The sequence below is a fragment of the Spirillospora sp. CA-294931 genome, from assembly GCF_050946795.1.
Lineage (GTDB): Bacteria > Actinomycetota > Actinomycetes > Streptosporangiales > Streptosporangiaceae > Spirillospora.
Window position 1 is genome coordinate 4,951,664 of the sequence record NZ_CP192006.1, and the last position, 26,644, is coordinate 4,978,307.

General features: G+C 72.8%; 23 protein-coding genes. 12 read left to right on the forward strand and 11 right to left on the reverse strand.

The annotated features are described in order from the left end of the window. Nucleotides 1-41: 41 nt before the first annotated feature. Complete coding sequence (locus ACQPY4_RS22340) at nucleotides 42-1,544, forward strand: RtcB family protein (protein WP_433323608.1); 1,503 nt, start codon at nucleotides 42-44, stop codon at nucleotides 1,542-1,544. Here the strand turns inward: ACQPY4_RS22340 and ACQPY4_RS22345 are convergent. After that, nucleotides 1,534-1,944: a DUF6463 family protein gene (locus tag ACQPY4_RS22345; protein ID WP_433323610.1), complete on the reverse strand. Its 411-nt coding sequence runs from the start codon at nucleotides 1,942-1,944 to the stop codon at nucleotides 1,534-1,536. The two genes, ACQPY4_RS22340 and ACQPY4_RS22345, sit on opposite strands and share 11 nt — an antisense overlap. After that, on the reverse strand, nucleotides 1,941-2,531 hold the full coding sequence (locus ACQPY4_RS22350; protein ID WP_433323612.1) for a TetR/AcrR family transcriptional regulator: 591 nt from the start codon (nucleotides 2,529-2,531) through the stop codon (nucleotides 1,941-1,943). Before ACQPY4_RS22350 ends, ACQPY4_RS22345 begins: the two co-directional genes overlap by 4 nt. 137 nt (nucleotides 2,532-2,668) lie before the next feature. On the opposite strand from ACQPY4_RS22350, the gene ACQPY4_RS22355 reads away from it, so the two are divergent. The 4 genes from ACQPY4_RS22355 to ACQPY4_RS22370 all read left to right on the forward strand — a co-directional run bounded on the left by ACQPY4_RS22355 (nucleotide 2,669) and on the right by ACQPY4_RS22370 (nucleotide 7,296). Further along, nucleotides 2,669-3,850, forward strand: a complete 1,182-nt coding sequence (locus ACQPY4_RS22355; protein ID WP_433323614.1) for an acyl-CoA dehydrogenase family protein — start codon at nucleotides 2,669-2,671, stop codon at nucleotides 3,848-3,850. A gap of 114 nt (nucleotides 3,851-3,964) precedes the next feature. Then, nucleotides 3,965-5,284, forward strand: coding sequence for an MFS transporter (locus ACQPY4_RS22360; RefSeq protein ID WP_433323616.1), 1,320 nt, complete (start codon nucleotides 3,965-3,967; stop codon nucleotides 5,282-5,284). Between the two features lie 9 nt (nucleotides 5,285-5,293). Continuing rightward, nucleotides 5,294-5,959, forward strand: a complete 666-nt coding sequence (locus ACQPY4_RS22365) for a response regulator transcription factor (RefSeq protein WP_433323618.1) — start codon at nucleotides 5,294-5,296, stop codon at nucleotides 5,957-5,959. Further along, nucleotides 5,956-7,296, forward strand: coding sequence for a sensor histidine kinase (locus ACQPY4_RS22370; protein ID WP_433323620.1), 1,341 nt, complete (start codon nucleotides 5,956-5,958; stop codon nucleotides 7,294-7,296). The genes ACQPY4_RS22365 and ACQPY4_RS22370 overlap by 4 nt, the downstream gene beginning before the upstream one ends. On the opposite strand, the gene ACQPY4_RS22375 is transcribed toward ACQPY4_RS22370, so the two are convergent. Beyond that, complete coding sequence (locus ACQPY4_RS22375; RefSeq protein ID WP_433323622.1) at nucleotides 7,287-8,204, reverse strand: TAXI family TRAP transporter solute-binding subunit; 918 nt, start codon at nucleotides 8,202-8,204, stop codon at nucleotides 7,287-7,289. The genes ACQPY4_RS22370 and ACQPY4_RS22375 overlap by 10 nt on opposite strands. A gap of 28 nt (nucleotides 8,205-8,232) precedes the next feature. Next, nucleotides 8,233-11,409 carry an amidohydrolase family protein gene (locus tag ACQPY4_RS22380; RefSeq protein ID WP_433323624.1) on the reverse strand — a complete coding sequence of 1,059 codons (3,177 nt, stop codon included), beginning with the start codon at nucleotides 11,407-11,409 and terminating at the stop codon, nucleotides 8,233-8,235. A 120-nt stretch (nucleotides 11,410-11,529) separates the two neighbouring features. On the opposite strand from ACQPY4_RS22380, the gene ACQPY4_RS22385 reads away from it, so the two are divergent. Next, entirely contained in the window at nucleotides 11,530-12,006 is a 477-nt protein-coding gene (locus tag ACQPY4_RS22385) for an SRPBCC family protein (protein WP_433323626.1), read from the forward strand. Here the strand turns inward: ACQPY4_RS22385 and ACQPY4_RS22390 are convergent. From ACQPY4_RS22390 to ACQPY4_RS22400, 3 genes are all read right to left on the reverse strand, one after another. After that, nucleotides 11,966-12,772, reverse strand: coding sequence for an enoyl-CoA hydratase/isomerase family protein (locus ACQPY4_RS22390; RefSeq protein ID WP_433323628.1), 807 nt, complete (start codon nucleotides 12,770-12,772; stop codon nucleotides 11,966-11,968). The genes ACQPY4_RS22385 and ACQPY4_RS22390 overlap by 41 nt on opposite strands. Continuing rightward, nucleotides 12,769-13,719, reverse strand: a complete 951-nt coding sequence (locus ACQPY4_RS22395; RefSeq protein WP_433323630.1) for an alpha/beta hydrolase — start codon at nucleotides 13,717-13,719, stop codon at nucleotides 12,769-12,771. The genes ACQPY4_RS22390 and ACQPY4_RS22395 overlap by 4 nt, the downstream gene beginning before the upstream one ends. Nucleotides 13,720-13,792: 73 nt before the next feature. Beyond that, nucleotides 13,793-14,545, reverse strand: coding sequence for a gamma-glutamyl-gamma-aminobutyrate hydrolase family protein (locus tag ACQPY4_RS22400; RefSeq protein WP_433323632.1), 753 nt, complete (start codon nucleotides 14,543-14,545; stop codon nucleotides 13,793-13,795). A 591-nt stretch (nucleotides 14,546-15,136) separates the two neighbouring features. Here ACQPY4_RS22400 and ACQPY4_RS22405 point away from each other — a divergent pair. Further along, the gene (locus ACQPY4_RS22405) at nucleotides 15,137-16,282 is read left to right on the forward strand and encodes a globin domain-containing protein (protein WP_433323634.1); all 1,146 of its coding nucleotides are present in this window, start codon (nucleotides 15,137-15,139) and stop codon (nucleotides 16,280-16,282) included. 105 nt (nucleotides 16,283-16,387) lie between these two features. Here ACQPY4_RS22405 and ACQPY4_RS22410 read toward each other — a convergent pair whose 3' ends face one another. Then, nucleotides 16,388-17,194: a helix-turn-helix domain-containing protein gene (locus ACQPY4_RS22410; protein ID WP_433338978.1), complete on the reverse strand. Its 807-nt coding sequence runs from the start codon at nucleotides 17,192-17,194 to the stop codon at nucleotides 16,388-16,390. Nucleotides 17,195-17,357: 163 nt separating this feature from the next. Continuing rightward, complete coding sequence (locus tag ACQPY4_RS22415) at nucleotides 17,358-18,221, reverse strand: hypothetical protein (protein ID WP_433323636.1); 864 nt, start codon at nucleotides 18,219-18,221, stop codon at nucleotides 17,358-17,360. A gap of 332 nt (nucleotides 18,222-18,553) precedes the next feature. Between ACQPY4_RS22415 and ACQPY4_RS22420 the strand changes: the two genes are divergently transcribed. Both ACQPY4_RS22420 and ACQPY4_RS22425 read left to right on the forward strand, forming a co-directional pair. After that, nucleotides 18,554-19,678 carry an SMI1/KNR4 family protein gene (locus ACQPY4_RS22420; RefSeq protein ID WP_433323638.1) on the forward strand — a complete coding sequence of 375 codons (1,125 nt, stop codon included), beginning with the start codon at nucleotides 18,554-18,556 and terminating at the stop codon, nucleotides 19,676-19,678. After that, nucleotides 19,675-20,478: a hypothetical protein gene (locus tag ACQPY4_RS22425; RefSeq protein WP_433323640.1), complete on the forward strand. Its 804-nt coding sequence runs from the start codon at nucleotides 19,675-19,677 to the stop codon at nucleotides 20,476-20,478. Before ACQPY4_RS22420 ends, ACQPY4_RS22425 begins: the two co-directional genes overlap by 4 nt. Here the strand turns inward: ACQPY4_RS22425 and ACQPY4_RS22430 are convergent. Then, nucleotides 20,465-21,298 (reverse strand): alpha/beta fold hydrolase, encoded by an 834-nt coding sequence (locus tag ACQPY4_RS22430; protein ID WP_433323642.1) that lies wholly within the window; start codon nucleotides 21,296-21,298, stop codon nucleotides 20,465-20,467. The two genes, ACQPY4_RS22425 and ACQPY4_RS22430, sit on opposite strands and share 14 nt — an antisense overlap. 99 nt (nucleotides 21,299-21,397) lie before the next feature. Beyond that, complete coding sequence (locus ACQPY4_RS22435) at nucleotides 21,398-22,351, reverse strand: LysR family transcriptional regulator (RefSeq protein ID WP_433323644.1); 954 nt, start codon at nucleotides 22,349-22,351, stop codon at nucleotides 21,398-21,400. An 85-nt stretch (nucleotides 22,352-22,436) separates the two neighbouring features. Here ACQPY4_RS22435 and thyX point away from each other — a divergent pair, with 85 nt between their 5' ends. From thyX to ACQPY4_RS22450, 3 genes are read left to right on the forward strand one after another with little or no spacing between them, the layout of a single operon-like run. Next, nucleotides 22,437-23,234, forward strand: coding sequence for an FAD-dependent thymidylate synthase (gene thyX / locus ACQPY4_RS22440; RefSeq protein WP_433323646.1), 798 nt, complete (start codon nucleotides 22,437-22,439; stop codon nucleotides 23,232-23,234). A gap of 53 nt (nucleotides 23,235-23,287) precedes the next feature. Continuing rightward, nucleotides 23,288-25,357 (forward strand): molybdopterin-containing oxidoreductase family protein, encoded by a 2,070-nt coding sequence (locus ACQPY4_RS22445; RefSeq protein ID WP_433323648.1) that lies wholly within the window; start codon nucleotides 23,288-23,290, stop codon nucleotides 25,355-25,357. Between the two features lie 18 nt (nucleotides 25,358-25,375). Continuing rightward, nucleotides 25,376-26,638: a DUF1266 domain-containing protein gene (locus ACQPY4_RS22450; RefSeq protein WP_433323650.1), complete on the forward strand. Its 1,263-nt coding sequence runs from the start codon at nucleotides 25,376-25,378 to the stop codon at nucleotides 26,636-26,638. Nucleotides 26,639-26,644 lie beyond the last annotated feature (6 nt).

The following is a 26,644-nucleotide window of genomic DNA, read 5'->3' on the forward strand; positions in this document are numbered from 1 at the left end:
CATTTCGCCATGCCCGAAGCAGCCCGAAGGACCCTTCCACCATGCGCATCCGGCAAGATCATCGTCTGGTCCGGCTCGACGATTCCTGGCTGACGCTGCCCAACCCGCGCGACGTCCCGGTCGAGCTCTGCGCCCGCCCGGACGTCCCCCTCGAACCCGCCGCCGTCGACGAGGCGCTCACACTTTTGGAGACCGCCGAAACCCTCGACCGGCTGGCCGAGGCTACCCCCGGCTACGACGGGCCGCCGCCCCGCCTCACCCGCGTCGCCCTCACGCCCGACTTCCACAAGGGCGCCGGAATTCCCATCGGCACGGTCATCGAGACCGAGCACGCGCTGCTGCCCCAGGCGGTCGGCAACGACGTCAACTGCGGCATGCGGCTGGAGGTCACCTCGCTCACCGAGGACGCCGTGCGGCCCCGCCTGGACGCGCTCGAACGGCGGCTGCGGCACCTGTTCTTCGAGGGCGGGCGCCGCATCGCCCTCACGCCCGCGCAACGGGAGGCGCTGCTGCGCGACGGCCTGCCCGGCCTCCTGCTCACCGGCGACGCGTCCTGGCCGGGCCTGTCGCCGGACGACGCCGACGACGCGGTTGACCGCGCGCACGCCTCCGGCTTCCCCACCGAGACGGCCGAGGCGTTCTCCGGCTGGATCGGCAGCGCGGGCGGCGCGAGCCACGACAGCCTGATCGGCGGGATCGGGGGCGGCAACCACTTCTGCGAGATCCAGTGCGTCTCGCGCGTCCACGACGCCGCGGCGGCCCACGCGTGGGGTCTCACGCCCGGCACGGTGGTGCTGATGGTGCACAGCGGCTCGCTCGGGCTCGGGCACCAGGCCAACGCCACGGCCCTGGACCGGCTCCGGGCGGGCTGGCCGGACGGCCTCCCCCGTCCGCGCAACGGGATCCTGCCGTTCCTGCTCGACGAGCGCTCCGCCGCGGCCCGGCGCCGCTACCTGGACGCGTTCGGCAACGCGGCCAACTTCGCCCTCGGCAACCGGTTCTTCCTGTCGCTCACGCTGCGGGCCGGGCTCGGCGCCGAGTGCGGGGAGACGGCCTCGCGCCTCCTCTACGACGCGCCGCACAACCTGTTCTGGCGGGACGGCGACCGGGTCGTCCACCGCAAGGGGGCGACGCCCGCGGGCGGCCCGACCGGCGCGGGCACGTTCGGGATGTGGGGCGAGCCCGTCATCGTGCCGGGATCGATGGGGGCCTCCAGCTTCGTCATGCGCGGCCACGGCAACCCCAGGACGCTGGCCAGCGCGTGCCACGGGGCCGGGCGCTCCGTCCCGCGCGGCGCCACCGCGCGAGCGAGCGAGGCGGAGCTCGACGCGTTCCTGCGCGAGTTCCGCGTGGTCACGCCCCTGGACCACCGCGACCCGGTCGTCGCGCGCCGCTCCGACGTGATGTCGGCCTGGCGCCGCGACCTCAAGCAGGAGGCGCCCTGGGCCTACAAGGACATCACGCCGGTCGTGTCCAGCCTGGACGATGGCGGCGTCGCCTCGCCGGTGGCCGAGCTGCGCCCGCTGCTGACGGTCAAGGGCTGACCCCGGCCCGGGGACGCTCGGCGGGCTCGCGGCCGGGCGTCCCCTGGCGGATCGACACGTGGGTCAGCACGCCGAGCGCGGCCAGGAGCCAGCCGCCGGAGGCGGGGTCGATGACGCTCATCGTGACGCCGGTGAACAGCAGGAACCAGCCCAGCTCGCGGGGCAGGCTCCCGGTGGTCTGGGCCGAGCGCAGGCCGAACGCCCCGGCGATGAAGAAGCCCATCCCGGCGTAGAAGAACCATTCGGCCGACTCGCGCTCGGCCACCCCGCCGACCCCGTTCCAGACGCCGGCGTCGGCGATGTCGCCCCAGGCACCGGCCTTGGAGGTCAGCCCGTAGACGGTGTGCACGGCGGCGATGAAGAACAGGATCCGCGGGATCCATCGGGTGAGGGCGTTCATGCGGGGTTCCTTTCGGTGTGCTTCGCGGTGCGGCCGTCGGCCGCGAGCGAAGCGGTCGCCAGATCGACGACGGTGGTGAGGATCTCGCGCATCTCGGCTTGCGAGACCGCGGGGATGAGGTGGTCGCCGCCGATGAGGATCAGGTAGCAGAGCCGGGCCAGCCGGGCGGACTCGACGGGTTCGCCGGTCAGCTCCTCCCAGAGCCACTGGACGTAGTCCAGCCGCGTCCGGTCGATCCGCTCCTGGGTGACCCGGACCTCGGGGTCCTGCTGGGCCCAGGCGCGCACGGCCACCTCCAGCGCGGAGCTGGGGTCATCGGTGGCCACCAGCTCGATCAGATCGTGGATCTTGCGAATCGCCGGCCGCTCGGGGCCGAGCTCGACGACGTCGATGTAGGCGGTGGTGTAGTCGGCCTCGAACCGCTCAAGCAGCGCGGTCCGGAACGCGGGCATGCCCTTGAAGTGGTGGTAGAACGACCCCTTGCTGAGCCCGAGGCGCTCGGTCAGCCGCTCGATGGTCACCGCCGGGGCGCCCTCGGTCTCCAGGATGCGCAGCCCCGCGTCGATCCAGTCTGACCTGCCTGCCATCCGCGCCTCCCGGCATTCCATACGGTTTGGTATGCACCACCATACCAAACGGTATGGCATGCCCACCAGGACCCGGATGTCAGTGCCCACTTACTTCTCGGCTACGGTGGTCGGCACCACGTTCGAGGAGGCGACGAGTGGACTTCGACCTGCCGGAAGGCGCGCTGGCGGTACGCGACGGCGTGCGGGCGATCGCCGAGCGCTACGGCCCCGACTACTGGGACCGCTGCGACACCGAGAAGCGCTGGCCCGAGGAGGTGTGGCGCGAGCTCGTCCAGGGCGGCTGGCACAGCCTGGCCGTCCCCGAGGAGTACGGCGGCGGGGGCCAGGGGCTGCTGGAGCTCGCGGTGGCCTTGGAGGCCCTGGCCGAGGGCGGCGCGGGCGGCGCGGCCGCGTTCATGTACCTGCTCACCCCCGCGTTCGGCGGGCTGACCATCGCCAGGCACGGCACCGAGGAGCAGAAACGCGACCTGCTGCCCGCCCTCGTCTCCGGCGAGCTGGAGACCTGCTTCGCGATCACCGAGCCGGACGCCGGAAGCAACGCCATCGCCATCACCACCCACGCCCGCCGCGACGGCGACCACTACGTGGTGAGCGGCCAGAAGATCTGGATCTCCGGCATCGAGCGCGCCGACGTCCTGGTGCTGGTCGCCCGGACGACCCCGGCGGCCGAGGCCAGGCCCCGCACCAGCGGCTTCACCGTCCTGCTGGTCGACGTCAAGGAGGCGGTCGCCCAGGGGACCCTGACCCACCGGCCGATCCCGAAGCTGGGCACGAACACCGTGGCGTCCAGCATGGTCTTCCTGGACGAGGTGCGCGTCCCGGCCGGACGCGTGCTCGGCGAGCCCGGTCAGGGCTTCGCGGTCATGTGGGACATCCTCAACCCCGAGCGGATCCTGGCGGCGGCGAGCGGCGTGGGCTTCGCCGAGCTGATCCTCCGGACGGCCTGCGACTACGCCCGCGAGCGCGCCCCGTTCGGCACCCCGATCGGCGCCCACCAGGCGGTCGCCTTCCCGCTGGCCAAGGTCAAGGCCCAGACCGGGCTGGCCCGCCTGATGACCCACAAGGCCGCCTGGCTCTGGGACCGGGGCCGCCCCTGCGGCTCGGAGGCCAACATCGCCAAGCTCACCGCGGCCGACGCGGCCTGGCAGGCGGCCGACCGCGCCTTCCAGACCCACGGCGGCATGGCCTACTCGCTCGAGTACCCGGTGGCCCGCATGTTCCGCGACGCCCGCGTCGCCAGGAACATCCCGGTGGCCGAGGAACTCGTCCTGGCCCACATCGCCCAGCACGACCTGGGCCTCCCCAAGTCCTACTGAGACCGCCGATTTCTTTTGTGTTAACGGATTCTTAGATAAACGGCCGTCGTCTGGACCGGGAACCCCACCGCGGAGAGGCTCCAGCTGCAACCACTCCGTGCGGGAGGACTCCTCGTGACGACAAAGACATCCGCGCGCACCCCCTGGAAGGCGGTGTTCGGCGGCTCGATCGGCAACATGGTCGAGTGGTACGACTGGTTCGTCTACGCAAGCTTCGCCACCTACTTCGCCGGGGCGTTCTTCCCCAAGGGGAACGACACCGCGCAGCTGCTCAACACCGCGGGGATCTTCGCGGTCGGCTTCTTCATGCGCCCGGTCGGCGGGTGGCTGCTGGGCCGCTTCGCCGACCGCCGCGGCCGCAAGGCCGCGCTCACGCTCACGGTCACGCTGATGTCCGGGAGCGCGCTGCTCATCGCGATCGCGCCGACCTACGAGCAGGTCGGGTACTTCGGCGCGGCGGTGCTGCTGGTCGCGCGGCTCCTGCAGGGGCTGTCGGTCGGCGGCGAGTACGCCGCCAGCGCGACCTACCTGACCGAGGCCACTCCCCCGGGCAAGCGCGGCTTCGCCTCCAGCTTCCAGTACGTCTCGATGACGGCCGGGCAGCTGATCGGGCTCGGACTGCTGATCATCCTCCAGCACACCCTGACCAAGGCCGAGCTGCACGACTACGGCTGGCGCATCCCGTTCGTCGTCGGCGCCCTCGCGGCGGCCGTGGTGTTCTACCTGCGGCGCAACCTGCTGGAGACCGAGGCGTACGACGAGGAGACCCGCGAGGCGGGCGCGGCCGAGCGCGGCACAGTGCGCGCGCTGCTGGAGCACAAGCGCGAGGCGATGCTGGTCATCGCGCTGACGATGGGCGGCACGCTCGCCTACTACACCTACACGACCTACCTGACCAAGTACCTGTCCAATACCGCCGGGCTGCCCAAAAGCACCGCCTCCGAGGTGAGCTTCTGCGCGCTGTTCCTGTTCATGCTCGTCCAGCCGCTGGCCGGGGCCCTGTCGGACCGGATCGGGCGGCGGCCGCTGCTGATCACCTTCGGCATCGGCGGCACGCTGGGGACGGTGCCGCTGATGACCGGGCTCTCGGGCGTGGACGGCTTCGGCGACGCCCTGGCGCTGTCGCTGGTGGGCCTGCTGATCGTGACCGGGTACACCTCGATCAACGCCGTGGTGAAGGCGGAACTGTTCCCGACCCACGTGCGCGCCCTGGGCGTGGCGCTGCCGTACGCGATCGCCAACGCCACTTTCGGCGGAACGGCCGAGTACGTCGCGCTGTGGTTCAAGAAGGGCGGCATCGAGTCGGGCTATTACTGGTACGTCGCGGGCTGCGCGGCGGTCTCCCTGCTGGTCTACGTCTTCATGCGCGAGACCCGCGACGCCGCGCTGACCCGGCGGGAGGACGTCAAGGACCCCGTCGCCGTGCGCGTCTAACCTGAGCCCATGCGCGTTCTTCTCGTCGAGGACGACGACCGGCTCGCCGGCGCCCTGACCACGGCGCTCACCCGGCACGGTCACCGCGTCGAGCGCGCGGCCCTGGCCGTCGACGCCCTCCGCCTGGCGGGGGGCGTCGACTTCGTCCTGCTCGACCTCGGCCTGCCCGACCTGGACGGTCTGGAGGCGCTGCGCCGGGTCCGGCGCGTCTCGGCGGTGCCGATCATCGTGGTGACGGCCAGGACCGGCGAGCGCGACGTGCTGCGCGGGCTGCGCTCCGGCGCCGACGACTACCTGGTCAAGCCGTTCCGCACCGCCGAGCTGATGGCCCGGATGGAGGCCGTGATGCGGCGCGGGACGCGCCCGATGCCCGCCGCCGACCAGGCCGTGCGGGTCGGGGACGTCCTGATCGACCTTTCGTCGCGGCGGGTGACGGTGGCCGGGGCGCCGGTCGCGCTGACGCGCCGCGAGTTCGACCTGCTGGCGCTGCTGGCCCGCGAGCCTGGGGTGGTGCGCAGCCGCGAGGAGATCCTCGACGCGGTCTGGGGCGACCCGCTGCTGGCGGCGTCGCGGTCGCTGGACGTCCATGTGGCGGGGCTGCGGTCCAAGACGGGCCGTCCCGGGCTGGTGGAGACCCTGCGCGGCACCGGGTACCGGCTCGGCGCCGCACCGTGAGGCCCCGCCTGGTGGTGACGTTCACGACGCTGATCGTCCTGGTGATCACGGCGCTGGCGGTGCCGCTGGGCCTGGCCTACGCCTCGCATCGCACCGGGCGGCTGCTGCTCGACCGGCGCGCCGACGCCACCCGCTTCGCCGAGCTGGCCGACCAGGCCGTCCGCGAGGGCGACCGGACGGCGCTGCGCGCGGAGATCATCCGCTATGCCGATCTCTACGGCGCGGCCGTGCGCATCAGGGGCCGGGACGGCACCGTCCTGGCCGACGCGGGCGAATTGGACGCCGACGACGGCCCGGCGACCCGGCTGGCGCTCTCGGGCCGGACGACCGAGGACCTCCCGTCGGTCACCCCGTTCGGCCCGGACCGGGTCATGATCGCCGAACCGGCCGGACGGGACGCCCAGCTCACCGGGGCCGTCCTGCTGCTGGCCCCGGCCGACCAGGCGCGCCGCGACGTGGCGCTGGTGTGGGCGGCGCTGGCGCTGGGCGCGCTCGCGGCGCTCGGCTGCTCGGTGCTGGCGGCCCGCGCGCTGGCCCGCTGGATCCTGCGCCCGGTCACCGAGCTCGACCGCACGACGCGCGCGATCGCCGAGGGTCATCTGGAGGCCCGCGCGACGCCCGACATCGGCCCCTCGGAGCTGCGGCGGCTCAAGGAGCGCTTCAACGCGATGGCCGACGCCGTCTCGGTCGCGCTGGAGCGGCAGCGGGCCTTCGCCGCCGACGCCTCCCACGAGCTGCGGACCCCGCTGACGGCGCTGTCGCTGCGCCTGGAGAACCTCCAGCCGCATCTGGACGCGGCGGGCACGGCCGAGTACGGGGAGGCGCTGGCCGAGATCGACCGGCTCTCGGTGCTGGTGGAGGACCTGCTGGCGCTGGCCAGGATCGAGGCCGGGACGGTCGTGCGCGAGATCGACGCCGTGGCCGAGCTGCGTCCCCGGCTCGCGGGCTGGTGCGAGGTCTTCAGCGCGACGGGCCTGGAACTGGAGGTCTCCCTGCCGGAGGAGGCGCGCGTGCGGGCCGTGCCGGACGCCGTGGCGCGCATCGCCGATATCGCGCTCGACAACGCGCACAAGTTCGTCCCCCGGGGCGGGACCGTCACCGTCACGCTCGACGGCCCGGTGCTGCGGGTCGCCGACCGGGGGCCGGGGCTCACCGAGACCGAGCGGGCCGAGGCGCTCGGCCGGTTCTGGCGCGCCGGGGAGCACGCCAACCTGCCCGGCAGCGGCCTCGGCCTGGCCATCGCGGCGGAACTGGCACGCGGGTGCGGCGGCACACTCGAACTGCTGCCCAACCAGCCCCACGGGCTGGTGGTGGAGCTCAGGCTCGCTCAGCCGTAGACCGAACGGTAGTAGCGCGCGGCCCCCGGATGCAGCGGCACGGATCCGGTGCCGATGGCGTAGCGCTTGTCGAGCCGACCCCCGGGTGCGTTGGGGGCCTGGAGCCGGTCGCGGCGGGAGAACAGCGTCTCGGTGGTGGTGAAGGCGAGGTCGCGCGAGAGATCGGCCCGGCAGACCAGGTAGCTCGCCGTCCCGATCGTCGAGACCGGCAGGCCCAGCCGGTACGACCCGGCGGGCACCGACGCCACCTCGTACACCGGCCCGAACGCCCGGCGCAGCGTCGCGACCAGGCCGTCCAGCGGGATCAGCCGGACCGGCGCGGCCCGCGCGAAGGCTTCCAGGGCCGGGGTCGGCACTCCGCCTGACCAGAAGAACCCGGCGATCTCCCCGCGCCGCAGCGCCGCGAAGGACGCGTCCAGCTCCATCCGGACCCGGCGCACGGGCCGGGCGAGCTTGGCGACGTCCAGCACGCGCTCGGCGGTGACGGCCGTCCCCGAGCCCTGCGCCCCGATCGCGACGGTGCGTCCGGCCAGACCCGCCGCGGCCACCACCGGCGAGTCCCTGAGCACGACCAGGTGGACGTAGTTCATGTACATCCGCGCCAGCGCGGTGATCGGGAGGCGCCGCACCGCGACGGCGTCCTCGGCGCTGTCGGCCAGCGCGAGGCCCAGATCGGCGCGGCCGTCGGCGAGCATGCCGAGGTTGGCCACGCTCGCGGCCGTCCTCAGCACCCTGACCTTCAGCCCGGTGCGCCGCAGCTCGGCGGCGAACCGCTCCCCCAGTACCTCGTACGGGCCGCCCTGGGGCCCGGTGGCGAGGCGGAGCTCCCGCCCCTCCGCGCCGCCGCCGGAGCAGCCCGCCGCGAGCGCGGCGGAGCCCAGCAGGACGGCTCGGCGGGACGGGACCATAACTGCACCGTAGGCGCATCGGCTCCGATCAGCAGCAGGAACCGCGCCCGTGGCCGTCCTCGTGCCACCACAGGCGCTTGGCGGCGGCCGGGGCGGCCAGCGGCGGCAGGGTGCGGTTGGCGGCGCGCCGGGCGGCGGCCCCCGGGTCGGCGAACGGCTTGAGCAGGTCGTCCACCTCGTGCAGGACGCCGCCCGCCATGACCTTGCGGACGTCCGCGGCGGCCTTGATGTCGGCGAGCGGGTCGCCGGAGACGAACGCCAGGTCGGCCAGGCGGCCGCGCTCGACGGTGCCGAGCCGGTCGCTCATGCCCAGGGCCTCGGCCGCGTCACGGGTCGCGGTCAGCAGCGCCCGGTACGGGCTCATCCCGCCGCGCACCAGGGCCCGCAGGTTGAGGTGCAGGCTGATCGCCGGGCTGTCGATCGGCGCGTCGGTGCCGGACACGACCAGGCCGCCACCGCTCCCGATCGCCCGGACGGTCGCGACGTTCGCCGCCAGCGACCGCTCCACGACCTCAAGGTCCTCCGGCGAGGCCGCCTTCAGCCCCGCCACCCTCGCCCGGAGGTCCGCCAGGTCCCAGGACGGGTAGAGCGCGGTGACGCGGCGGTCCTCGGCCAGCGAGGAGTCGCGCGCCAGCAGCACCATCGACAGGAACAGCGTGGGCGTCACCGCCATCCGCGCGGCCCCGAACAGCGCGACGACGTCCTGGTAGGAGCGGCCCAGCCGCGACACCGTCATCGAGTAGCCGAACTTGCTGGTGGCCCCGAGGTGCTCCATCCCGTCGATGCCGTAGCCCGAGGACGGGTACAGGTAGTGCGAGGTCACCCATTTGCCCTTGGCGTGCGCGGCGGCGATGACCTTTCGCTGCGAGGCCGCGGGCAGCCGGACGTACGCCTTGACCAGGTCGTAGTCGAGGCCGAAGGCGCGGTCGAGCTCCCGGGCCAGCTCGGTGCCGTTCGTGGTCGGCCGCATGAAGTTGTAGTAGACGCGGGGCCCGTCGATGGCCTCGCCGGTGCCGAAGTAGCGCGGGCCGAGACGGCGTCCCGCCGCGACCGACTCGCGCTCCTCGACGGCCTGGTAGGCGGGGTCGCCGGGCGAGCGGAGCGCGGTGACGCCGAACGCGAGCCAGATGCGGCCCTGCCGGGATCCGAGCGCCTTGCCCTTCATGTGGACGTGGACGTGCATGTCGGTCAGGCCCGGCATCACCGTGAGCCCCGAGGCGTCGACGATCTTCGCGTCGCCCCGATCGTCCCTGCGGGGCTCGACCGCCACGATCCGGTCGCCCTCGACGACGATGTCGACGTCGGCGCGCAGCTTCTCCGAGCGCCCGTCCCACAGGCGCCCGGCGCGGATCACGGTGCGTCCCTCGGGGACGGCGGGCGTCCAGGTCAGCGGCACCGGGATCGTCTTCGGGCGCCCGCCGCCCGCCGGGACGAGCCGGAGCCGCCCGTTGGACAGGTACAGCAGCGACCGGGAGTCGCCGCTCCACGACGGCGCGTCGGTCACCTCGTCGTTGACCTGGCGTGGCTCGCCCGCGGGACGTCCCGCCGCGTCGACCGGCAGCACCCACAGGACGCTGCCCATCACGAAGGCCATCGACCGGCCGTCCGGCGACCACGCGGGGCCGTCATAGCCCCGGGTCGTGATCGACCGGTGGCGGCGCGGCTCGTGGTAGGCGACGGCGCCGGTGCGCAGGTCGAGGGTGAGGATCTGGTTGGTGCCCTCGCGGAACCGGGCGGAGTAGGGCTTCTGCGCGGCGAAGGCCAGCACCTTGCCGTCCGCCGACCAGGTGGGGCGGCCCGGCATCCAGAGCCGGTCCAGCACCTTGCGGACCTCGCCGGAGGCGACCGTGACCACGTAGGTGGAGCCCACCTGGTCCTGGAAGGCGATCCGGTCCCCTTCCGGAGACCAGGCGCCCGCGACGGCGGCGTGGGGCAGGGCGGTCAGTCGGCGCTCCGCGCCCGAGGCGACGTCGCGGATCCACAGGTCGGGGGTCCCGGCGCGGTCGGTGGTGTAGAGCAGCGCGCGGCCGTCGGGCGACCAGGCGGGGTCGGTCACGGAGAACCCGCCGGACGTCAGGCGCCGGGGCGCGCCGCCGACCGGCATCAGCCACAGGTCGCCGAGCGCGCAGAAGGCCACCGAACGCCCGTCCGGGGAGAGCCGGGGGCCGACGATCCCGCGCACCGGACGGTTCCCGCGATCGTCGCGGTCGCGGCGGGGCGGGAGCGGGCGCCGGGGCGTGACCCGGACCGAGGCGGTGAACGGGATGTCGGCGACCTCGCCCGAGACGACGTCGCGGCGCCGGATCTTCCCGTCGGCGGCGTAGAGGAGTTCTGTCTTCGACAGCCACGCGAGCCGGAACGGGAACACCTCCTCTTCGGGGCCGGTGACGGCCTTGTCCCCGACGAAGACACGGGTGGACTTGGTCGCGGTCGGGCTGGGCGTGGGCAGCACCCCGGCCGAGACCGTGTAGGCGATCTGCTTGCCGTCCGGGGTCCAGGCGGGGGCGCCGAGGACCGCGTCCTTCACCTCGGCCAGCCTGCGGCGGGCGCCCTTGGCGTCGACGGCGTCGATGGCCGTGGCGCCGACGCCGAACGCGATCGTCGACCCGTCCGGCGACCAGGCGGGCGCGGACTCCTCGCCCTGCCCGCCCTCGGCCCAGGGCGTGATCGCGCCGGTCGCCAGGTCCAGCACGTGGACGGTGTACCGGCCGGTCCGGTCGGTGGTGAAGGCGATCCGCCGCCCGTCCGGCGAGAACCGCGGCTCGCGGTGGTCGTAGGACCCTGAGGTGAGGCGGCGGCGCCCCCGGCCGTCGGCGCCCACCGCGAACAGGTGGAACGCCTCCTCGGTGTAGGCCTGGTAGACCAGCGTGCGCCCGTCGGGCGACCAGTCCGGCTGGACGGCCTCGACCAGTTCGGGGTCCAGGCGGCGGGCCGCGCCGCCGCCGATCGGCACCGTCCAGAGCGTGCCCTGGAGGTCGAAGGCCACCGTCCGGCCGTCCGGCGAGGCGACCGCGGTGATGTTCGTGCCCTCGCGCAGCGTCACCGGCGTGCCCGCCGCGACCTCGGCGGCGGCCGCCGCCTCGGCCGGAGGGGCGGCCAGGCCGCCCAGGCCCGCGACGGCCACCGCGCCGCCGCCCGCCTGCATGAGATTCCTGCGCGAGATGCCGGTGACACCGGCGTCGAAGATGTCGGGGTGGGGCTGCATCGTCGGGTGTCCTCCCGTAGATGATCTCCGTCGTCCTCCATCGCAACAGGTGTTGCGCGCATCACATTCCAGGAGCAGCATGAGACCGTTGATCTCCGCCTCACCGTCGAGGAGAGCCGCATGCCCAGGCCCTACGCCAGCGCCGTCCTCAACGCCTCGGCCGACGAGGTCTGGTCCTATCTGCGCGACTTCTCCAACCTGGCCGCGTGGATGCCGGGCGTGGAGACCGGGATCATCGAGGACGGCGGTCCGGCCGACCGGGTCGGCTGCGTGCGCCGCCTCATCGGGCCGGGCAGCTCGGTGTTCCGCGAGCGCCTGAGCGCGTTCGACGACGCCGCGCGCACCTACCGCTACGAGATCCTCGAATGCCCGCTCCCCGTGAGCGCGGCGCGGGGCGTCCTGCGGGTCTCGCCCGTCACCGACACCGGGCAGGCGTTCGTGGAGTGGTGGGGCGAGTTCTCCGCCGCCCCGGCGGACGAGGAGGCCATGCTCAAGACCTTCGGAAACGGAATCTACGCGACCGGCCTGCAGGCCCTGAGCCGCCGCTTCGCCGGGCTCAGCCGAACTTCGGCGGCCGCTTCTCCCGGACGGCCGTGACGCCCTCGCGCACGTCGGGCCCGGTGAACCCGAGGAACTCCAGCGCGAGCGAGGCGTCGAAGGCGGGCCCGGCCGAGCGCAGCCAATTGTTGAGCGCGTGCTTGGTGAACCGGAGCGCGTCGGCGGAGCCCGCCGCGAGCCGTCCGGCGATCTCCAGGGCCCGGTCGTGCACCTCGTCGTCGTCGACGCAAAGGCTGACCAGTCCGATGCGCTCGGCCTCCTCGCCGGTCAGCACGTCGTTGAGCAGCAGGTAGTACTTGGCCTTGGCCAGGCCGCACAGCAGCGGCCAGACGATCGCCGCGTGGTCGCCGGCCGCCACCCCGATCTTGGTGTGGCCGTCGATCAGCTTGGCCGTCCGCCCGGCGACGGAGATGTCGGCCAGCAGCGCCACCGCGAGCCCGGCGCCGACGGCCGGTCCCTGGATCGCGCTCACCACCGGCTTGGAGCAGTTGATCACGTTCATCACGATGTCGCGCGCCTCGCGCAGGATCCGGATCCTGGCGGCGTGGTCGGACATCATCTGCTCGATCATCGACAGGTCGCCGCCCGCCGAGAACGCGGCGCCCTCGCCGCGCACCAGGACCGCGCGCACGGCCTCGTCGGCGTCCAGGTCGCGCCAGATCTCGGCCAGCTCGCGGTGCCCCACGGTGTCGACGGCGTTGAGCCGCCCGGGGGTGGAGATGGTGACGCGCAGCACCCCCGGCGACGCCCAGTCGAGCTTCAGCCGCTCGTAAGCGTCGTACCGAGAATCCTCGATCCCAGTCATGCCGCATCCTCCCGAGCCGCCGCGCCTTCGAACGCCGCCCGCAATCGTCGCACAGCGAAGATCATGGCCTCGACGGCGGCGTCGAACATCTCCGGGAGGAGGAAGAACGAGTGGACCATGCCGTCGTAGCGGCGCAGCTCGACCGGGACTCCGGCCTCGCCGAGGCGCCGCGCGTACGCCTCGCCCTCGTCGCGCAGGACGTCGTATTCGGCCGTGATGACGGTCGCGGGGGCGAGCCCGGACAGGTCCGGGGCGCGGAGGGGGGACAAACGGGGGTCGGACGGGTCGGCGGAGCCCGCGTAGAGAGTGACCGAGCGGGCCATCGCGGCGGCGTCCAGGGCGTACCCGGTGCCGAACTCGGCGTAGCTGGAGGTGTCCATGGCCATGTCGGTCGCGGGATAGACCAGCAGCTGATGGGCCAGCGGGACGCCCCGGTCGCGCGCCATGATCGCCACAGCCGCCGCGATGTTGCCGCCCGCGCTGTCGCCCGCGATCGCCAGGGCGCCCGGGACGGCGTCGAAGCGCTCGGGGTCGCCGGTCACGGCGGCGACGACCGTCCAGGCGTCCTCCACCGCGGCGGGAAAGGGATGCTCGGGCGCCAGCCGGTACCCCACGCTGATCACCGCGCAGCCCGCCTCGGCCGCCAGCTCCCGGCAGGCGCGGTCGACGGCCTCGATGCCGCCGATCAGCCAGCCGCCGCCGTGCAGGTAGACCACGACGGGAAGCGCGCCCTCGCCGCGCGGCTCGGCCCGGTACTCGCGCACGGGGACGGGGCCGTCCTCGCCCTGGACGGTGAGGTCGCGCACCGAGGGCAGGTCGCGGCGCTCGACCGGGAAGACCGCGCCGGTCCTGCGGCGCATCTCCTCGATCGACGGCTCCGGCTCGCCCGCCATCGACCAGGAGGACAGGAAACGCAGCAGCCTCGCGCTCTGCGGATGCAACGGCATGGTCGGCCCCCTTCCCACACCCACCTCTATCAACCCGTCAGCCGGACGGCACCCCCATATCCGGACGGATCGATCAGCGCCCGGCGGCCTCGGCGGTCAGCGCCTCCAGCAGGCGGCGGTCGTCGGCCTCCTCCGGGTGCCACTGGACGCCCAGCCCGAAGCGGTGCCCCTGGAGCTCCACGGCCTCGACCACCTGGTCGTCCGCCCAGGCCACGGCCACCAGGCCCTTGCCCAGGCGTCCGACGGCCTGGCGGTGGTAGGTGGGGACGTCGGCCGACTCGCCGAGGATCTTGCCGACCGCGCTGGTCGGGGTGATCGTCACCCGGTGGGTGCCGACCATGCCGGTCGCCGGGGCGTGGCCCTCGTGGCCGACCGCCTCGGGCAGGTTCTGGATCAGCGCGCCGCCCCGGGCGACGTTCAGCACCTGCATCCCCCGGCAGATCGCCAGGAACGGCAGATCGGCGTCGATCACCGCGCGGACCAGCGCCAGCTCGAAACGGTCGCGCTGCGGCTGCGGCGGCCCGGTCTCGGGGTGCCGCTCGGCCCCGTACAGCTCGGGGTCGACGTCGCCGCCCCCGGCGAACACGATGGCGTCCAGCCCCTGGATCAGGGCGTCGACACCGCGCAGCCCACCCGTCGGCGGGACCATCACCGGGACGGCCCCGGCGCGTTCCACGGCCCGGATGTAGGGCGCGGGCAGGAGCGCGGCCTCGCGTACCCAGGTGCCCCAGCGCGCGGGTTCGAGGTAGGTCGTGATTCCGATGATCGGCGGAGAGTTCCTCGCTCCGGCCTGGGGGCCCGGAGCCCCCCGGGTCGCCTCTCGCATGCCTGGTTCCCCTCTGGTGAGCACTGGCCACGGCTCGCTACCCGAATACGGCGGTTCACCGCCTTTGCCAGGTCATCATGACGCATGACCCCGGTTTTCGGACCGCCCCACCCGTGGCCTTGTCGTGGCCAGCTTGCCGCAACCCTCCCGATCGCGCAGGGCGAAGCGGGCAGATCGCACGCCCCCCGAGCGAAGACGATCACGCTCGGCGATCACCGGCCGCGCTCGGCGGCGGAACGCGAAATTAGGAAACCTTATACGCGGGATGAGATTCTTCCTCCCCTCTCGGGCAATGGCGGACATCGGCGACTTCACGGACCTCACCCTCCGCCCAATTGCCATGGGCGATCAGCTCTCTGACCACCTTGCTCGATACCGGCCGGTATTCGTCGACCCCGCCGATCACCATGCGATTACGGGGAATCAGGTTTCGATTACTCTTCGTGGTGAGATGCGCAGGTTGCCGCGAAACGGTTGAGTACCAGCGACTTTGGATGCGAGAATCTCACCGAGCCGGGCACCTCGAGGGCGCCGAAGCGCCGGGGAACATCGAGAACCCGACGACAAAAGGCAGGGGGGCGAGCTTGGCATATGTCATTGCAACCCCGGATCGTCAAGGAGAGTTTCGCACAACTCGAACCGTCCGCCGATAAGGCGGCCGCCTATTTCTACGGGCGCCTATTCGCGGAGAACCCACGACTGCGGGCCCTGTTCCCGCCGGCGATGGAGGTGCAACGCGACCGTCTCTTCCACGCACTCACGAAGATCGTCTGGAGCCTGGACTCCCCCGAGAACCTCGCCGCCTACCTCGGGCAACTCGGGCAGGACCATCGCAAGTTCGGCGTCCTGCGCGAGCACTACCCCGCCGTCGGCGCGGCCCTGGTGGCCACGCTGCGCAAGTTCAGCGGGGACGCCTGGACCCCGGAGGTGGAGGCCGCCTGGACCGCCGCCTACCGGGCCGCCTCGGAGATCATGATCAACGCCGCCGAGGAGAGCGCCGCGCAGGCCCCGCCCTGGTGGGTGGCCGAGGTCACCGACCACGAGCGCCGCTCGCACGATCTCGCGGTGATCACCGTCCGGCCCGGGCAACCGTTCCCCTACACCGCCGGCCAGTACCTCACGGTGCAGACGTCCAGGTGGCCGAGGGTGTGGCGCCCCTACTCCATCGCCAACGCACCCCGCTCGGACGGACGCCTGCGCCTGCACGTGCGGGCCAGCCCGGGCGGATGGGTCAGCGGGGCCCTGGTCCGCTACACCGGCCAGGGCGACACCGTGCTCCTCGGCCCCGCCATGGGCACGATGACCCTCGACCCCGATTCGGACCGCGCGCTGCTGCTCATCGCGGGCGGCACCGGCCTCGCCCCGCTCAAGGCCCTGGCCGAACAGGTGATCACGGCCGGCCGCCGCCGCGAGGTCCACCTGCTGGTGGGCGCGCGGACCGAGCGTGATCTGTACGACCTGCCCGACCTCCGTCTCCTGGAGTCCACCTACCCGTGGCTCCGCGTTATCCCCGTGGTTTCGGACGATCCGGAATTCGACGGGATGCGCGGACAGGTCGGCGACGTCCTCGACCGCTTCGACGGATGGGACGACCACGACGTCTACGTCGCGGGTCCCGACCCGATGATCCGGTCGGCGGTGGACGCCCTCCAGGAGCAGGGGGTGCCGCTCTCGCACATCCATCACGACCTGCTGAAGGCCGAGGGAGCGGCCCAGAGGCGGCACGCGTGCCGTTGACCTGGTCAACGCGATCGCGCGCCTGACCCGGGGCGGGTGCGGTAAGGGGCCGGGACCGGCCGCCGCCGGCGGGGGGACTCATCGCCGGCGGCGGCCGGGCCGGGCTCACCAGCCGGCGCGTTCGCGCAGGTAGCGCGAGGTGGTCTCGTCCGCCGGGTAGAACGACTCGATCGCCAGCTCCGCCACCGTGATGTCGACGGGGCTGCCGAACGTCGCGATCGTGGTGAAGAACGAGAGCTCCCGGCCGTCGGCCCGCAGCCGCAGCGGCACCACGACCTCGTTGCCGGACGGCGGGACCACGGCGTCGGCCACCGGGTCGGCCCCGGGGAAGTCGCGCAGCTCTCGGTACAGCTGCGCGAGCGACTCGTCCGCGGTCAGCGCCACGTGCCGCCGCACCCGGTCGATCATGTGGGCGCGCCACTCCCCCAGGTTGATGATGTGCCGGGCCATCCCGTCCGGGTGCATGCTGAGCCGCAGCACGTTCAGGGGCGGCCGGAGGAGCTCCTCGGGGGCGCCCTCCATGAAGAGCCCGGCGGCGGCGTTGGCGTCGACCAGGTTCCAGAACCGGTCGACCACCACGGCCGGGAACGGCTCGTGCCCCTGGAGCACCTGCCGCAGCGCCGCCCGCACCGAGTCCATCCGGGGCTCCTCGATCGAGGTCTCGGAGTAGACGGGGGCGTAACCCGCCGAGACCAGCAGCAGGTTGCGGTCGCGCAGCGGGACGTCCAGATGCTCGGCCAGCCGCAGCACCATCTCCCGGCTCGGCACCGAGCGCCCGGTCTCCATGAAGCTGAGGTGCCGCGTCGACACGTCGGCCCCCGAGGCCAGCTCCAGCTGGCTCAGACGGCGCCGCTGCCGCCACGCGCGCAGTTGCTCGCCGATCGGCCGTACGTCGCTCAGGGACGTCGTCATCGTAGTCACGGGCCCGACGCTACCCAGGCCCACGTCATCACGGCGATTACCCCCCGCGTAATGGCGTGCGGGCGGAACGCTCCACCACCCTGGCGCCATGCCCCAGGCCGTCATCTGATGACGCGTCCCGTCCGGACCGGGTCCGGACGGGACGCGGCGGATCTCAGCAGTTGGGGATGACGGTGCCCGAGTTGTCCTTGGCGACGTCGTTGCCCCAGCGCTTGAGGTAGTAGGCCGACACGTAGGCCCCGCGCCCGCTCTTGCCGGGCAGGGAACGGTCCAGGTCGGTGCGCAGCCACCAGTGGTTGAAGGAGGAGCCGTTGCGCACCTCGGCGCCCCACACCTTGCAGTAGACGTAGTTGGTGCCCCGCAGGAGCGTCCCGCGGGCCTCGCCGGTGTTGGCGGCGCCGTAGCCCGTGGCGTTGGCGAAGGTGTCCACCCAGTACTTGCCGGTGGACGGGGGCGGCGTGCCGCCGCCACCGCCGAGGACGTGCGGCCGGTAGGCGCTGTACTCGCTGCCCGCGTTCAGACCGTAGGTCAGCACCCGGTAGTCGGTGCCGTAGCCGCCGCGCTGCTCGAAGGCGCGGTAGGAACGCTTGGACGCGTCGGTCCAGCCCTCGAAGATCACCACATGGCGGGTGTTGCTGTTGCCCGCCGCGTCGATCACCAGGTCACCGGTCTGCAGGTCGCCCATGTTGATCCGGGCGCTGACCGACGACGCGGCCAGCCCGACGGTGTTGAGGCCGGGGCCCGCGAGGCCGAGCGCCATCGAGGCGTACCCCGAGCAGTCGGCCCGGTACCCGTTGTGCGTGTTGACCTGGCTGTAGGGAACCCGCTGCGGCGTCCCGGGGTTCCACGTCCGGGCCCGGGCGATCACCTGGTCCCGCCCGATCATCGCCCGGCTCTGCGCCGCCGGTGCCGCCGGGGCGGCCTCGGCCGCGACGGCCGTGAGCCCGACGCCGGCCATCACGACCACCGACGCCGTCGCCGTGCCCGCCAGGGCACGCACTGCTTGTCTTCCTGCCATTCTCATCCTTTCCTGGCGCGAACACCGGGTCCATGGACCCGATGGGGAGCCGCACCAGATGGGGGGCCGGCGCCCGAGAAACAAAAGGCGCCGGGGACTGATGAGTTGCAGGAGATCATGGTGACCCCAGCGCCCCATTTCAACCCCTTGCGGGTTAAATGTCGAGACAATGAAGTTTTCGTTATCGACGCCCTGACCTGCACACACGCCCTTCTCAGGTAAGGCGTCCGATCAAAATCGTCAACTGTTCACAAAGATCGACTTCCCCCGGACTGTCCGACCCCGCTGGCACACTCCGCGCCAGGACCCGAAAGATCGGAGACCCCTCGTCAATGAAGCGCTACGAGTGGCGCCCGTTCCTGAAACGCTGGAGTCAGGACTGGATCGCCGCACACGACCCCGAACGCGACCGCCCGCTCGACGAGGACGTGGTGCGGAACGAATGGCTCGGCTTCTCCCCCGCCACCTCCGCCCAGGTGGCCGAGGCCGAAGCCCGTCTCGGGCTGACGCTGCCGCCCTCGTTCCGCGACTTCCTCCTGACGACCGACGGCTGGCGTGACGCGGGGAACTTCGTCTACCGCCTCGCGGGCACCGCGGAGATCGGCTACCTCCGCGACATGGACTCCATGTGGAACGTCTACGCGGACGCCGACGACGACCTGGGGCCCGATTTCAACGCGGTCGTCCAGATCTCACTGGAGGGCGACGCGTGCGTCCTGTTCCTCGACCCCGGCGACATGGGTGGCGACGGTGAATGGGCCGCCTACCGGCTGGCCTCCTGGTCCGGCATGGGCCCAGAGCGCCATGCCTCCTTCCACGACCTGATGCACGCGCTTTTCAGCTCGTTCCACGCGCTCCGAAAGCCGCCGGGCGAGACCCGGCGAGAATGGGACGCCGAGGTGGAAACGGCACGCGTGGCCGCCCTTTCCGGCGAGGTCGACGGGCCGTTGCAGGTATTCGAGGAGGCCGCGAAATTCGGACATGCCCGCGCCCAGTTGCTGGCCTTCCAGATGCGGGCCCTGGGCTGGGACGCGCGGCATCTCGCCCTGCCCGCCGGCGAGGACGCCTGGCTGCTCGACGACCCGGCCTTCACCGGTGAGCTCCTCCCCCTGATCGTCGCCCGAGAGCCGCACGCGTCCCAGACCCTCATGCGCTCCGGACCCGAACGGGTGCGCCTCCTCATCGCCCGGTACGCGGAGCGACTGGGCGACTCCGGGTACCGGATGTGCTTCGGCGACCCCGGCTTCGACGCGGCCGTGAACGCCGTGGTCGACCGGCTCTCCACCGACCCGGGGGCCGACGTGTGGCCCGACCTGCGCGAGGCCGTGGGGTTGTGGCGTCCCCTGAGCGACCATCACCTCGCCCCGGTGATCCTCCTCGCCCACCCCGCGCTCTCCCGGGTCATCACCGGCGCACGCGGGCGCGAGATCCTCTCGATGCCGAGGAGCGGCCGATGAGACCCCCGAATCGCACCGACATCGCCGCCCGGAAGATCACGCGCGAGTGCGCCGCCCGTGACCATGACTTCCCCGACGAGGGGCTCCGGCCCACCACCACCTGGACGGACGCCGACGGCGACGTCCATCATGAACAGCGGACGCCCTGCGCCGGGTGCGGCACCATCAGGGTGATGCGTTGGCGGGAACCTCGGGCGGCCGTGGGCGCCTTCATGGCCATGTCGACGAACGAGTGGCCCGAACCGGGCGATGTGCCGGGCATCGACGCGATCGCGGCGGCGCTCACCGACGAGGAGATCGTCCAAGCGGGCGGGCTGCCCTTCCCGGTCGTGGAAGTCGTGCCCGAGACGCTGCGTCCGGCCGTACGGGTGAAGGCCCGGCAGTTCTACCTTCTCGACGGGCGGACAGACCCGTCGGAGATCATCCCGGTGCCCCGTGGGGCGACGGGGGCGATCCTGATGCACGCGGTTCCCGGGGCCGCGGTGTTCTGGACGGAGTCCAACGCCGACGCCCTCGACCTGACCGTCGTGGTGTCGCCGACCGACCCGGGCGCGGAGCTGGACGGCTACGACGATGTCGTGGAGGCCACCTTCGAGGCGGGGACCGGCGAGCTGCGTCTGGACGCGATCGGCTCCGAGCGCCACCCGTTCCGGCCGCTGTCCATTCGCGACTACCGGGTGCGGTACCACGTCCGAAACGGGGCGTACCTGCTGCAGATCTGGCCATGGGCGCGGAGTGCGCCTCGGGTGCTCAAGCTGACCAGCGCGTGGGCGGTGGGGAGGCGGGTCACGTCTCCATGACGAAGTCGCGGATCTGGGAGGCGAGCTTCGCGGGCTGGTCCAGGGGGATGAGGGTGTAGGTGTCGTCTATCTCGGCGTAGGTGGCCTGGGGCAGGAGGTCGGCGAGGCGGCGGCCGTGTTCGGGGGGCATGACGCGGTCTTCGGACGCCCAGACGACCAGGGCCGGACGGTCGTAGGACGGCAGGCCCTCGGCCGCGGCGCGGGTGTGGTCGCGGTGGACGGCGCGGACGCAGACCACGGCGTCCTTGCGGACGGCCCGGTTCTTCAGGACGGGGTCGAGCCAGCCGGTGAAGATGTCGCCCGGGATGGGGCGCTTGGCCATCCGGCCGAAGGTGAAGGGGGCACGGCGCAGGGGCTTGAGCCGCAGGGAGAGCATGGAGAGGTAGAGGCCGCCGGGCATCCGCGCCGACATCGCGTCGACCCGGCCGGGGAGGCCCGGCGGGAAGTTGTCGAACGCCTCGCAGGAGGTGAGCACCAGGCGCTCCACGGGTTTGGCGTTCTCCCCCGCGAGGAGCTGGGCGACCACGCCTCCGGTGTCGTTGCCGACCAGGGTGACGGCGTCCAGGCCCAGGCGATCCAGGAACTCGGTCAGGATCCGCGCCTGGCCCGGCATCGAGAGGTCGGTTCCCGGGCGCATCGGATGGCGGTGCGCGCCCATCGGGAGGGTCGGGACGACGCAGCGATGGCCGGCGCTCAGGTCGGCGGCCACCGCGCGCCACACCGCGCCGTCCATGTGGATGCCGTGCAGGAAAACCAGCACCGGTCCCGTGCCGGAGTCCTCGTATTCGATGGTCCCCACCGAAAGTTCCACCTCGGGCATGGCCCGCACCCCCTGGTCGCGATTTCCTCCACGACACCAGCGGCGGCGGTCGCCCGTCCAACAGCCATCGATACTCCGGCCACAACCGGTGGTTGGGGCTCAGAGGTCGGCGCGGTCCGCCGGGGGCAGCCAGTGGGACGCCGGGTCGAACCGCAGCCAGCCTTCCTCGTCGCCGAGGGCGGCGAGGCGGTCCAGGAACCGGGGCAGCAGCGGATGGCGGTCGTCCTTGCGCCAGGCGAGCGACCACAGCAGGCACGGCACGGGCTCGACGCGGAGCGTTCGCAGGCCGCTGTCTTCGGGGAGCGTCCACTGGCCGGCGATCGTCGCGACCCGGGCCGGGTCGTCGCGGAGCTCGGCCAGGATGTGCTCGAGCCCGAGGTTGACGCCGTCGAGGTGGGCGGGGACGCCGTGCTCGTCGCAGTACGCACGCAGCAGCGACCGCAGTTCGGGGGCGGTGTCGCCGAAGGGGAACCAGACGCCGGTCGCGCGCAGGTCGTCCGGGCCCACGACCTCGCGGCCCGCGAGCGGGTGCCGCGCCGACAGGGCGACCTGGTAGGGCGCCAGGACGACCGGCCTGCGGTCGAGGCCGGACGGCCAGGGACGCCCCAGGTCGTGGACGCGGCCGAACACCGCGTCCACCTCCCGTCGCTGGAGCGCCTTGAGTGCTCCGGCGAGGTCGCGGCGCGCGCTGACCTCGATCGCCAGGTCGGGGTCGGCGTCCGTCACCCGGCGGACCACGGTGAGCGGCGTCAGGATCTCGCTCCAGACGTCCACCCGCAACGGCGGCACCGAGGCCGACCGCACGGCCGCGGCGGCCTCCTCGGCGTCGGCGAGCAGGCGGCGGGCGTGCGGCAGGAACCGCCGCCCGGCCGGGGTGAGCTCGACGCCGCGTCCGTGCCGCCGGAACAGCCGCTCGCCGAGCATCGCCTCCAGGCGCCGCACCCGCTTGGACAGCGCCTGCTGGCTGATGTGAAGCTCGTCCGCCGCGCCGCCGAAGTTCGCCCTTTCGGCGGCGACCACGAACCCTCGAACCTGGGCCAAATCAAGGTCCATACCGCATGGTATTGCGTGAGCCCGAGCCCAGGCGCTGGTCAGAGGGTGGGATGCTGGGGCGATCCCGTCCGAGTGGAGGAGTGAAGTGAAGAGCGTCGAACCCGAGGTCTTCCTGGTGGCCAAGCCGGAACTCGACTACGAGGAGATCGCGCGGTATCTGCGGGACGTCGGCGGCGAGAGCTGGCTGGAACGGCTCGACCGGGGCGACCTCGACGGCGAGCTGAACGACCCGCAGAACCTCGCCGAGTTCGCGGGGAGGCTGTGCTACCGCTCGTGGGAGCCGGGGCTCAACCCGAACGTGACGCGGGTCCGCACCGACCAGGACCAGTACCTCCAGAACATCCTGCGCAGCCTGCACGGGTCGGTGCTGGAGCACGTCAGCTTCAGCTTCGTCCTGCACAACGTCAGCCGGGTGCTGACCCACGAGCTGATCAGGCACCGGCCCGGGGTCGCGATCTCGCAGGAGTCGCTGCGGTTCGTGCGGCTCCAGGACATCCCCTTCTGGTTCCCCGACTGGGCCAAGGAAGACCAGGAGCTGATGAAGCGCGCCACGGCGCTGCTGGAGCAGATGGAGGAGTTCCAGGGCTGGATGGCCGGGCACTTCGGGCTCGACGACGAGGGCGTGCCGTTCAAGGTCAAGAAGCACCACACGTCCTTCATGCGGCGCTTCGCCCCCGAAGGGGTCGGCACCGGGCTGGTCTGGACGGCCAACGTCCGCACGCTGCGCCACACGCTGGAGGCGCGGACGGCCGAGGGCGCCGAGGAGGAGATCCGGCTGCTGTTCGGCAAGATCGGCGAGACCGTGAAGGCGGAGGCGCCCGCCCTGTTCGGCGACTACGAGATCCGCGACGGCGCTTGGGTGCCCCAGTGGCGCAAGGTCTGACCTTGTAACCTGTGTGAGGGCGTTACGGTCCTGTCCCGCCCGCTGGAGGTGTGATGGGTGCCGAGCTGAAGGTCCTGGGGTCCTGCCCCCTGGACTGCCCCGACGGGTGCTCCTGGGTCGTGACGGTCCAGGACGGCCGGGCCGTCAAGCTGCGCGGCAACCCCGACCACCCCTACACGCGCGGCGCCCTGTGCACGAAGGTGAACCGCTGGCTGGAGCACGCGGAGCAGGACGACCGGATCCTGCATCCGCTGCGCCGGGTGGGCGCCAAGGGCGAGGGACGCTTCGAGCGCATCGGCTGGGACGAGGCGCTCGGCGAGATCGCCGAGCGGCTCGCGGCCGTGGCGGCCGAGCACGGCGGCGAGGCGATCTGGCCCTACTGGGGCACGGGCACGCTGGGGTACCTGCAAGGTCAGGAGGGCTTCCCGGGACGGCGGCTCTTCAACGTCCTGGGCGCCTCGCAGCACTACGCCAACATCTGCTCGGCGGCAGGGACCACCGGGCTCGGGCTCACGATGGGGTCGGCCGGGGGGTTCGATCCCGAAGACCTCGCGCACTCCGGTCTGATCATCCTGTGGGGCACCAACCCGCTGACCAGCGGGCATCACCTGTGGAAGTTCGTCCAGGCGGCGCGCGGGAAGGGCGCCCACGTCGTGGCCGTCGACCCGGTGGCGACGCGGACGGCCCGGCAGGCCGACGAGCATCTGGCCCCGGTCCCGGGCACCGACGCCGCGCTGGCCCTGGGCCTGATGAACGTGATCGTCGGCCTGGGCGCGCACGACGAGGACTACATCGCCCGGTACACGCTCGGATGGGAGGAGTTCCGCGAGCGGATCGCGGCCTTCCCGCCGGAGCGCGCCGCCGCGATCACCGGTGTCCCGGCCGAGCGGATCGTGGCGCTGGGCGAGCGGATCGCCCGCACGCGCCCGACCGCGATCCGCGCCACCCAGGGACTGCAACGGCACGCGGGCGGCGGCATGGCGCTGCGCGCGATCGCCTGCATCCCCGGCCTGACCGGCGACTGGCGGCGGCGCGGTGGCGGCGTCTCCTACTCGACGTCCGGGCACATCAAGCTCGACCGGCGGGCGCTGTACCGTCCCGACCTGCTCCCCGGGCCGGTGCGGACGCTGACGATGACCCGCCTGGGCGAGGGCCTGCTCGACATCGACGACCCGCCCGTCCAGGCCCTGTTCGTGATCGCGGCGAACCCGGTGGCCAGCACCCCGCACCAGAACAAGATCCGGCGGGGCCTGTCCAGGGACGACCTGTTCACGGTGGTGGTCGAGCAGTTCCCCACCGACACCACCGACTACGCCGACATCGTCCTGCCCTCGACGATGCAGCACGAGCACGCCGACCTGCACGACGGCTACGGGCACCTGTACCTCTCGTGGAACGAGCCCGCCGTCGAGCCTCCCGGGGAGTGCCTCTCCGCCACCGAGACGTTCCGGCGGCTGGCGCACCGGATGGGCATGACCGAGCCCGCGCTGTACGACTCCGACGAGCGGCTGGCCGAGCAGGCCCTGGCCTCGGGCCACCCCTACCTGGAGGGCGTCACGCTCGACCGGCTGCGCAAGAACGGGTTCGTCCGGCTCTCGGTGCCCGACCCGTTCCTGCCCTACGCCGAGTCGTTCCCCACGCCGTCGGGACGCCTGGAGTTCCGGTCGGAGCGGGCGCGGCTCGCCGGGTCCGACCCGCTCGTGGGCTACACGCCCCCGGCCGAGGTCGCCGACAAGGTCCGGGCCCGCGAGTATCCGCTGGCGCTGATCTCGGCGGCGTCGCACGAGTTCCTCAACACGGTGTTCGGCAGCAACGACGAGCTGCGCAGGCGCTCGGGCGGCCTTTCGGTGCGGTTGCACCCCGACGACGCCGCCTCGCGCGGGGTCGAGGACGGCGCCGCGGTGCGCGTGTTCAACGACCGCGGCTCCTTCGAGGCGGTCGCCGAGGTGACCGACGCGGTCAGGCCGGGCGTGGCCGCCACGACCAAGGGCCATTGGGCCAAGCTCTCCGGCGGCGCCAACGCCAACGCGGTCGTCGACGAGCGCGACGCCGACCTCGGCGAGGGGCCGGTCTTCCATGACGCCAGAGTCCAGGTGGAGGGGCTGCGGCAGCCGGTACGGTAGGCCCGTATCGGAGGGATCATGACAGTTCAGGGCGAGGCGGGCCCGCTGCTGGAGCGCGCCAAGAAGTACGAGCGGCAGGGCAAGCCCGAGGAGGCCGCGCACGCCTACGCGCGCGTCGCGCAGGCCATGGAGTCCAGGTCCGAGTGGGCCGCCGCGATCGCGGTGCGGGCCAGGCACGCCCGCGCGCTGGCCGAGGCGGGACGCCACGACGAGGCACTGCGCATCCTGTCCGGGGCCGAGCACGCCGCCGCGTCGCTCCCCCACGCCGCCGAGGCCAAAGCCGTGCTGGAGGGCCAGGCCGCGCACGTGCTGGCGGCCGCCGGACGTCCGGGCGAGGGCGCCCGCCGGGCCTGGGCGGCCATGGGGGCGTTCCGTGCGCTGAACGACCCCAAGCGCGCCGACATCGCGGGAGCCCACGCCGCGCGCCTGATCGTCCGGGACGCCGGGCCCCGCGAGGCGCTGCGGCCGCTGCGCGAGCTGCTGGCCCAGCTCACGCCCGGCGGCGACGGCCACCGGCAGGTCGCGGCGCTGCTGGCCGAGACCGAGCGCAGGCCCGACCGCGACCACGACATCCTCGTCTCCGACCCGGACGTGCCGGTGTGGGGGCGCTTCGCCGCCGCCCTGGCCGTCGGAGCCCATCTGGCGGTCGGCAACGGCACCCCGTGGAACTCGCTGGACGCCGCCGACACCACGCCCGAGGAGAACCGGTCGATGCTGGCCGACAGCTGGGGCGTCACCGACCCGGCGAGCTGGCGCGAGCAGATGGACGCGCTGCTGGAGGCCGACAACAGCGACCCGGTCATCCAGGTCGTCCTGGCGCGGCGCGTCCGTGGCGCCGACCCGCGCGCCTGGCGGGCCGCGATCGAAGCGTGGTGCCGGGAGCACGACATCTCGGCCGAGGGCGTCCAGGCGGCGCTCGACCTCAGCGGGGAGATCCTGCGCTACGAGTCGCGGTTCCGGGCCGACGGCCTGCTCGCGCCGGACGGGCGGGTCGAGAGCGTGTACGCCTACGACTTCGGCCGGGCGGTCAACATGGCGCGCTGGGGTCTGAGCGCGGGCTTCTGCGACCGCGAGGCCGCCGAGGAGTGCGTGCTCACCGCTGGCCACCGGGCCAACCGGGTCTACGCGTCGTGGGCCGAGTTCTCCGCCGGGTACGTGCTCGGGCGGATGCTCCGCTTCGACGGCGGGGAGTTCGGCGAGTGGTACGAGCGCTCGCTGGCCGGGCACCGCGTCCTGACCGATGATCCGGCCAGCCCCTGGCGGCGGATGGCCTGGGGCTGACCGGAG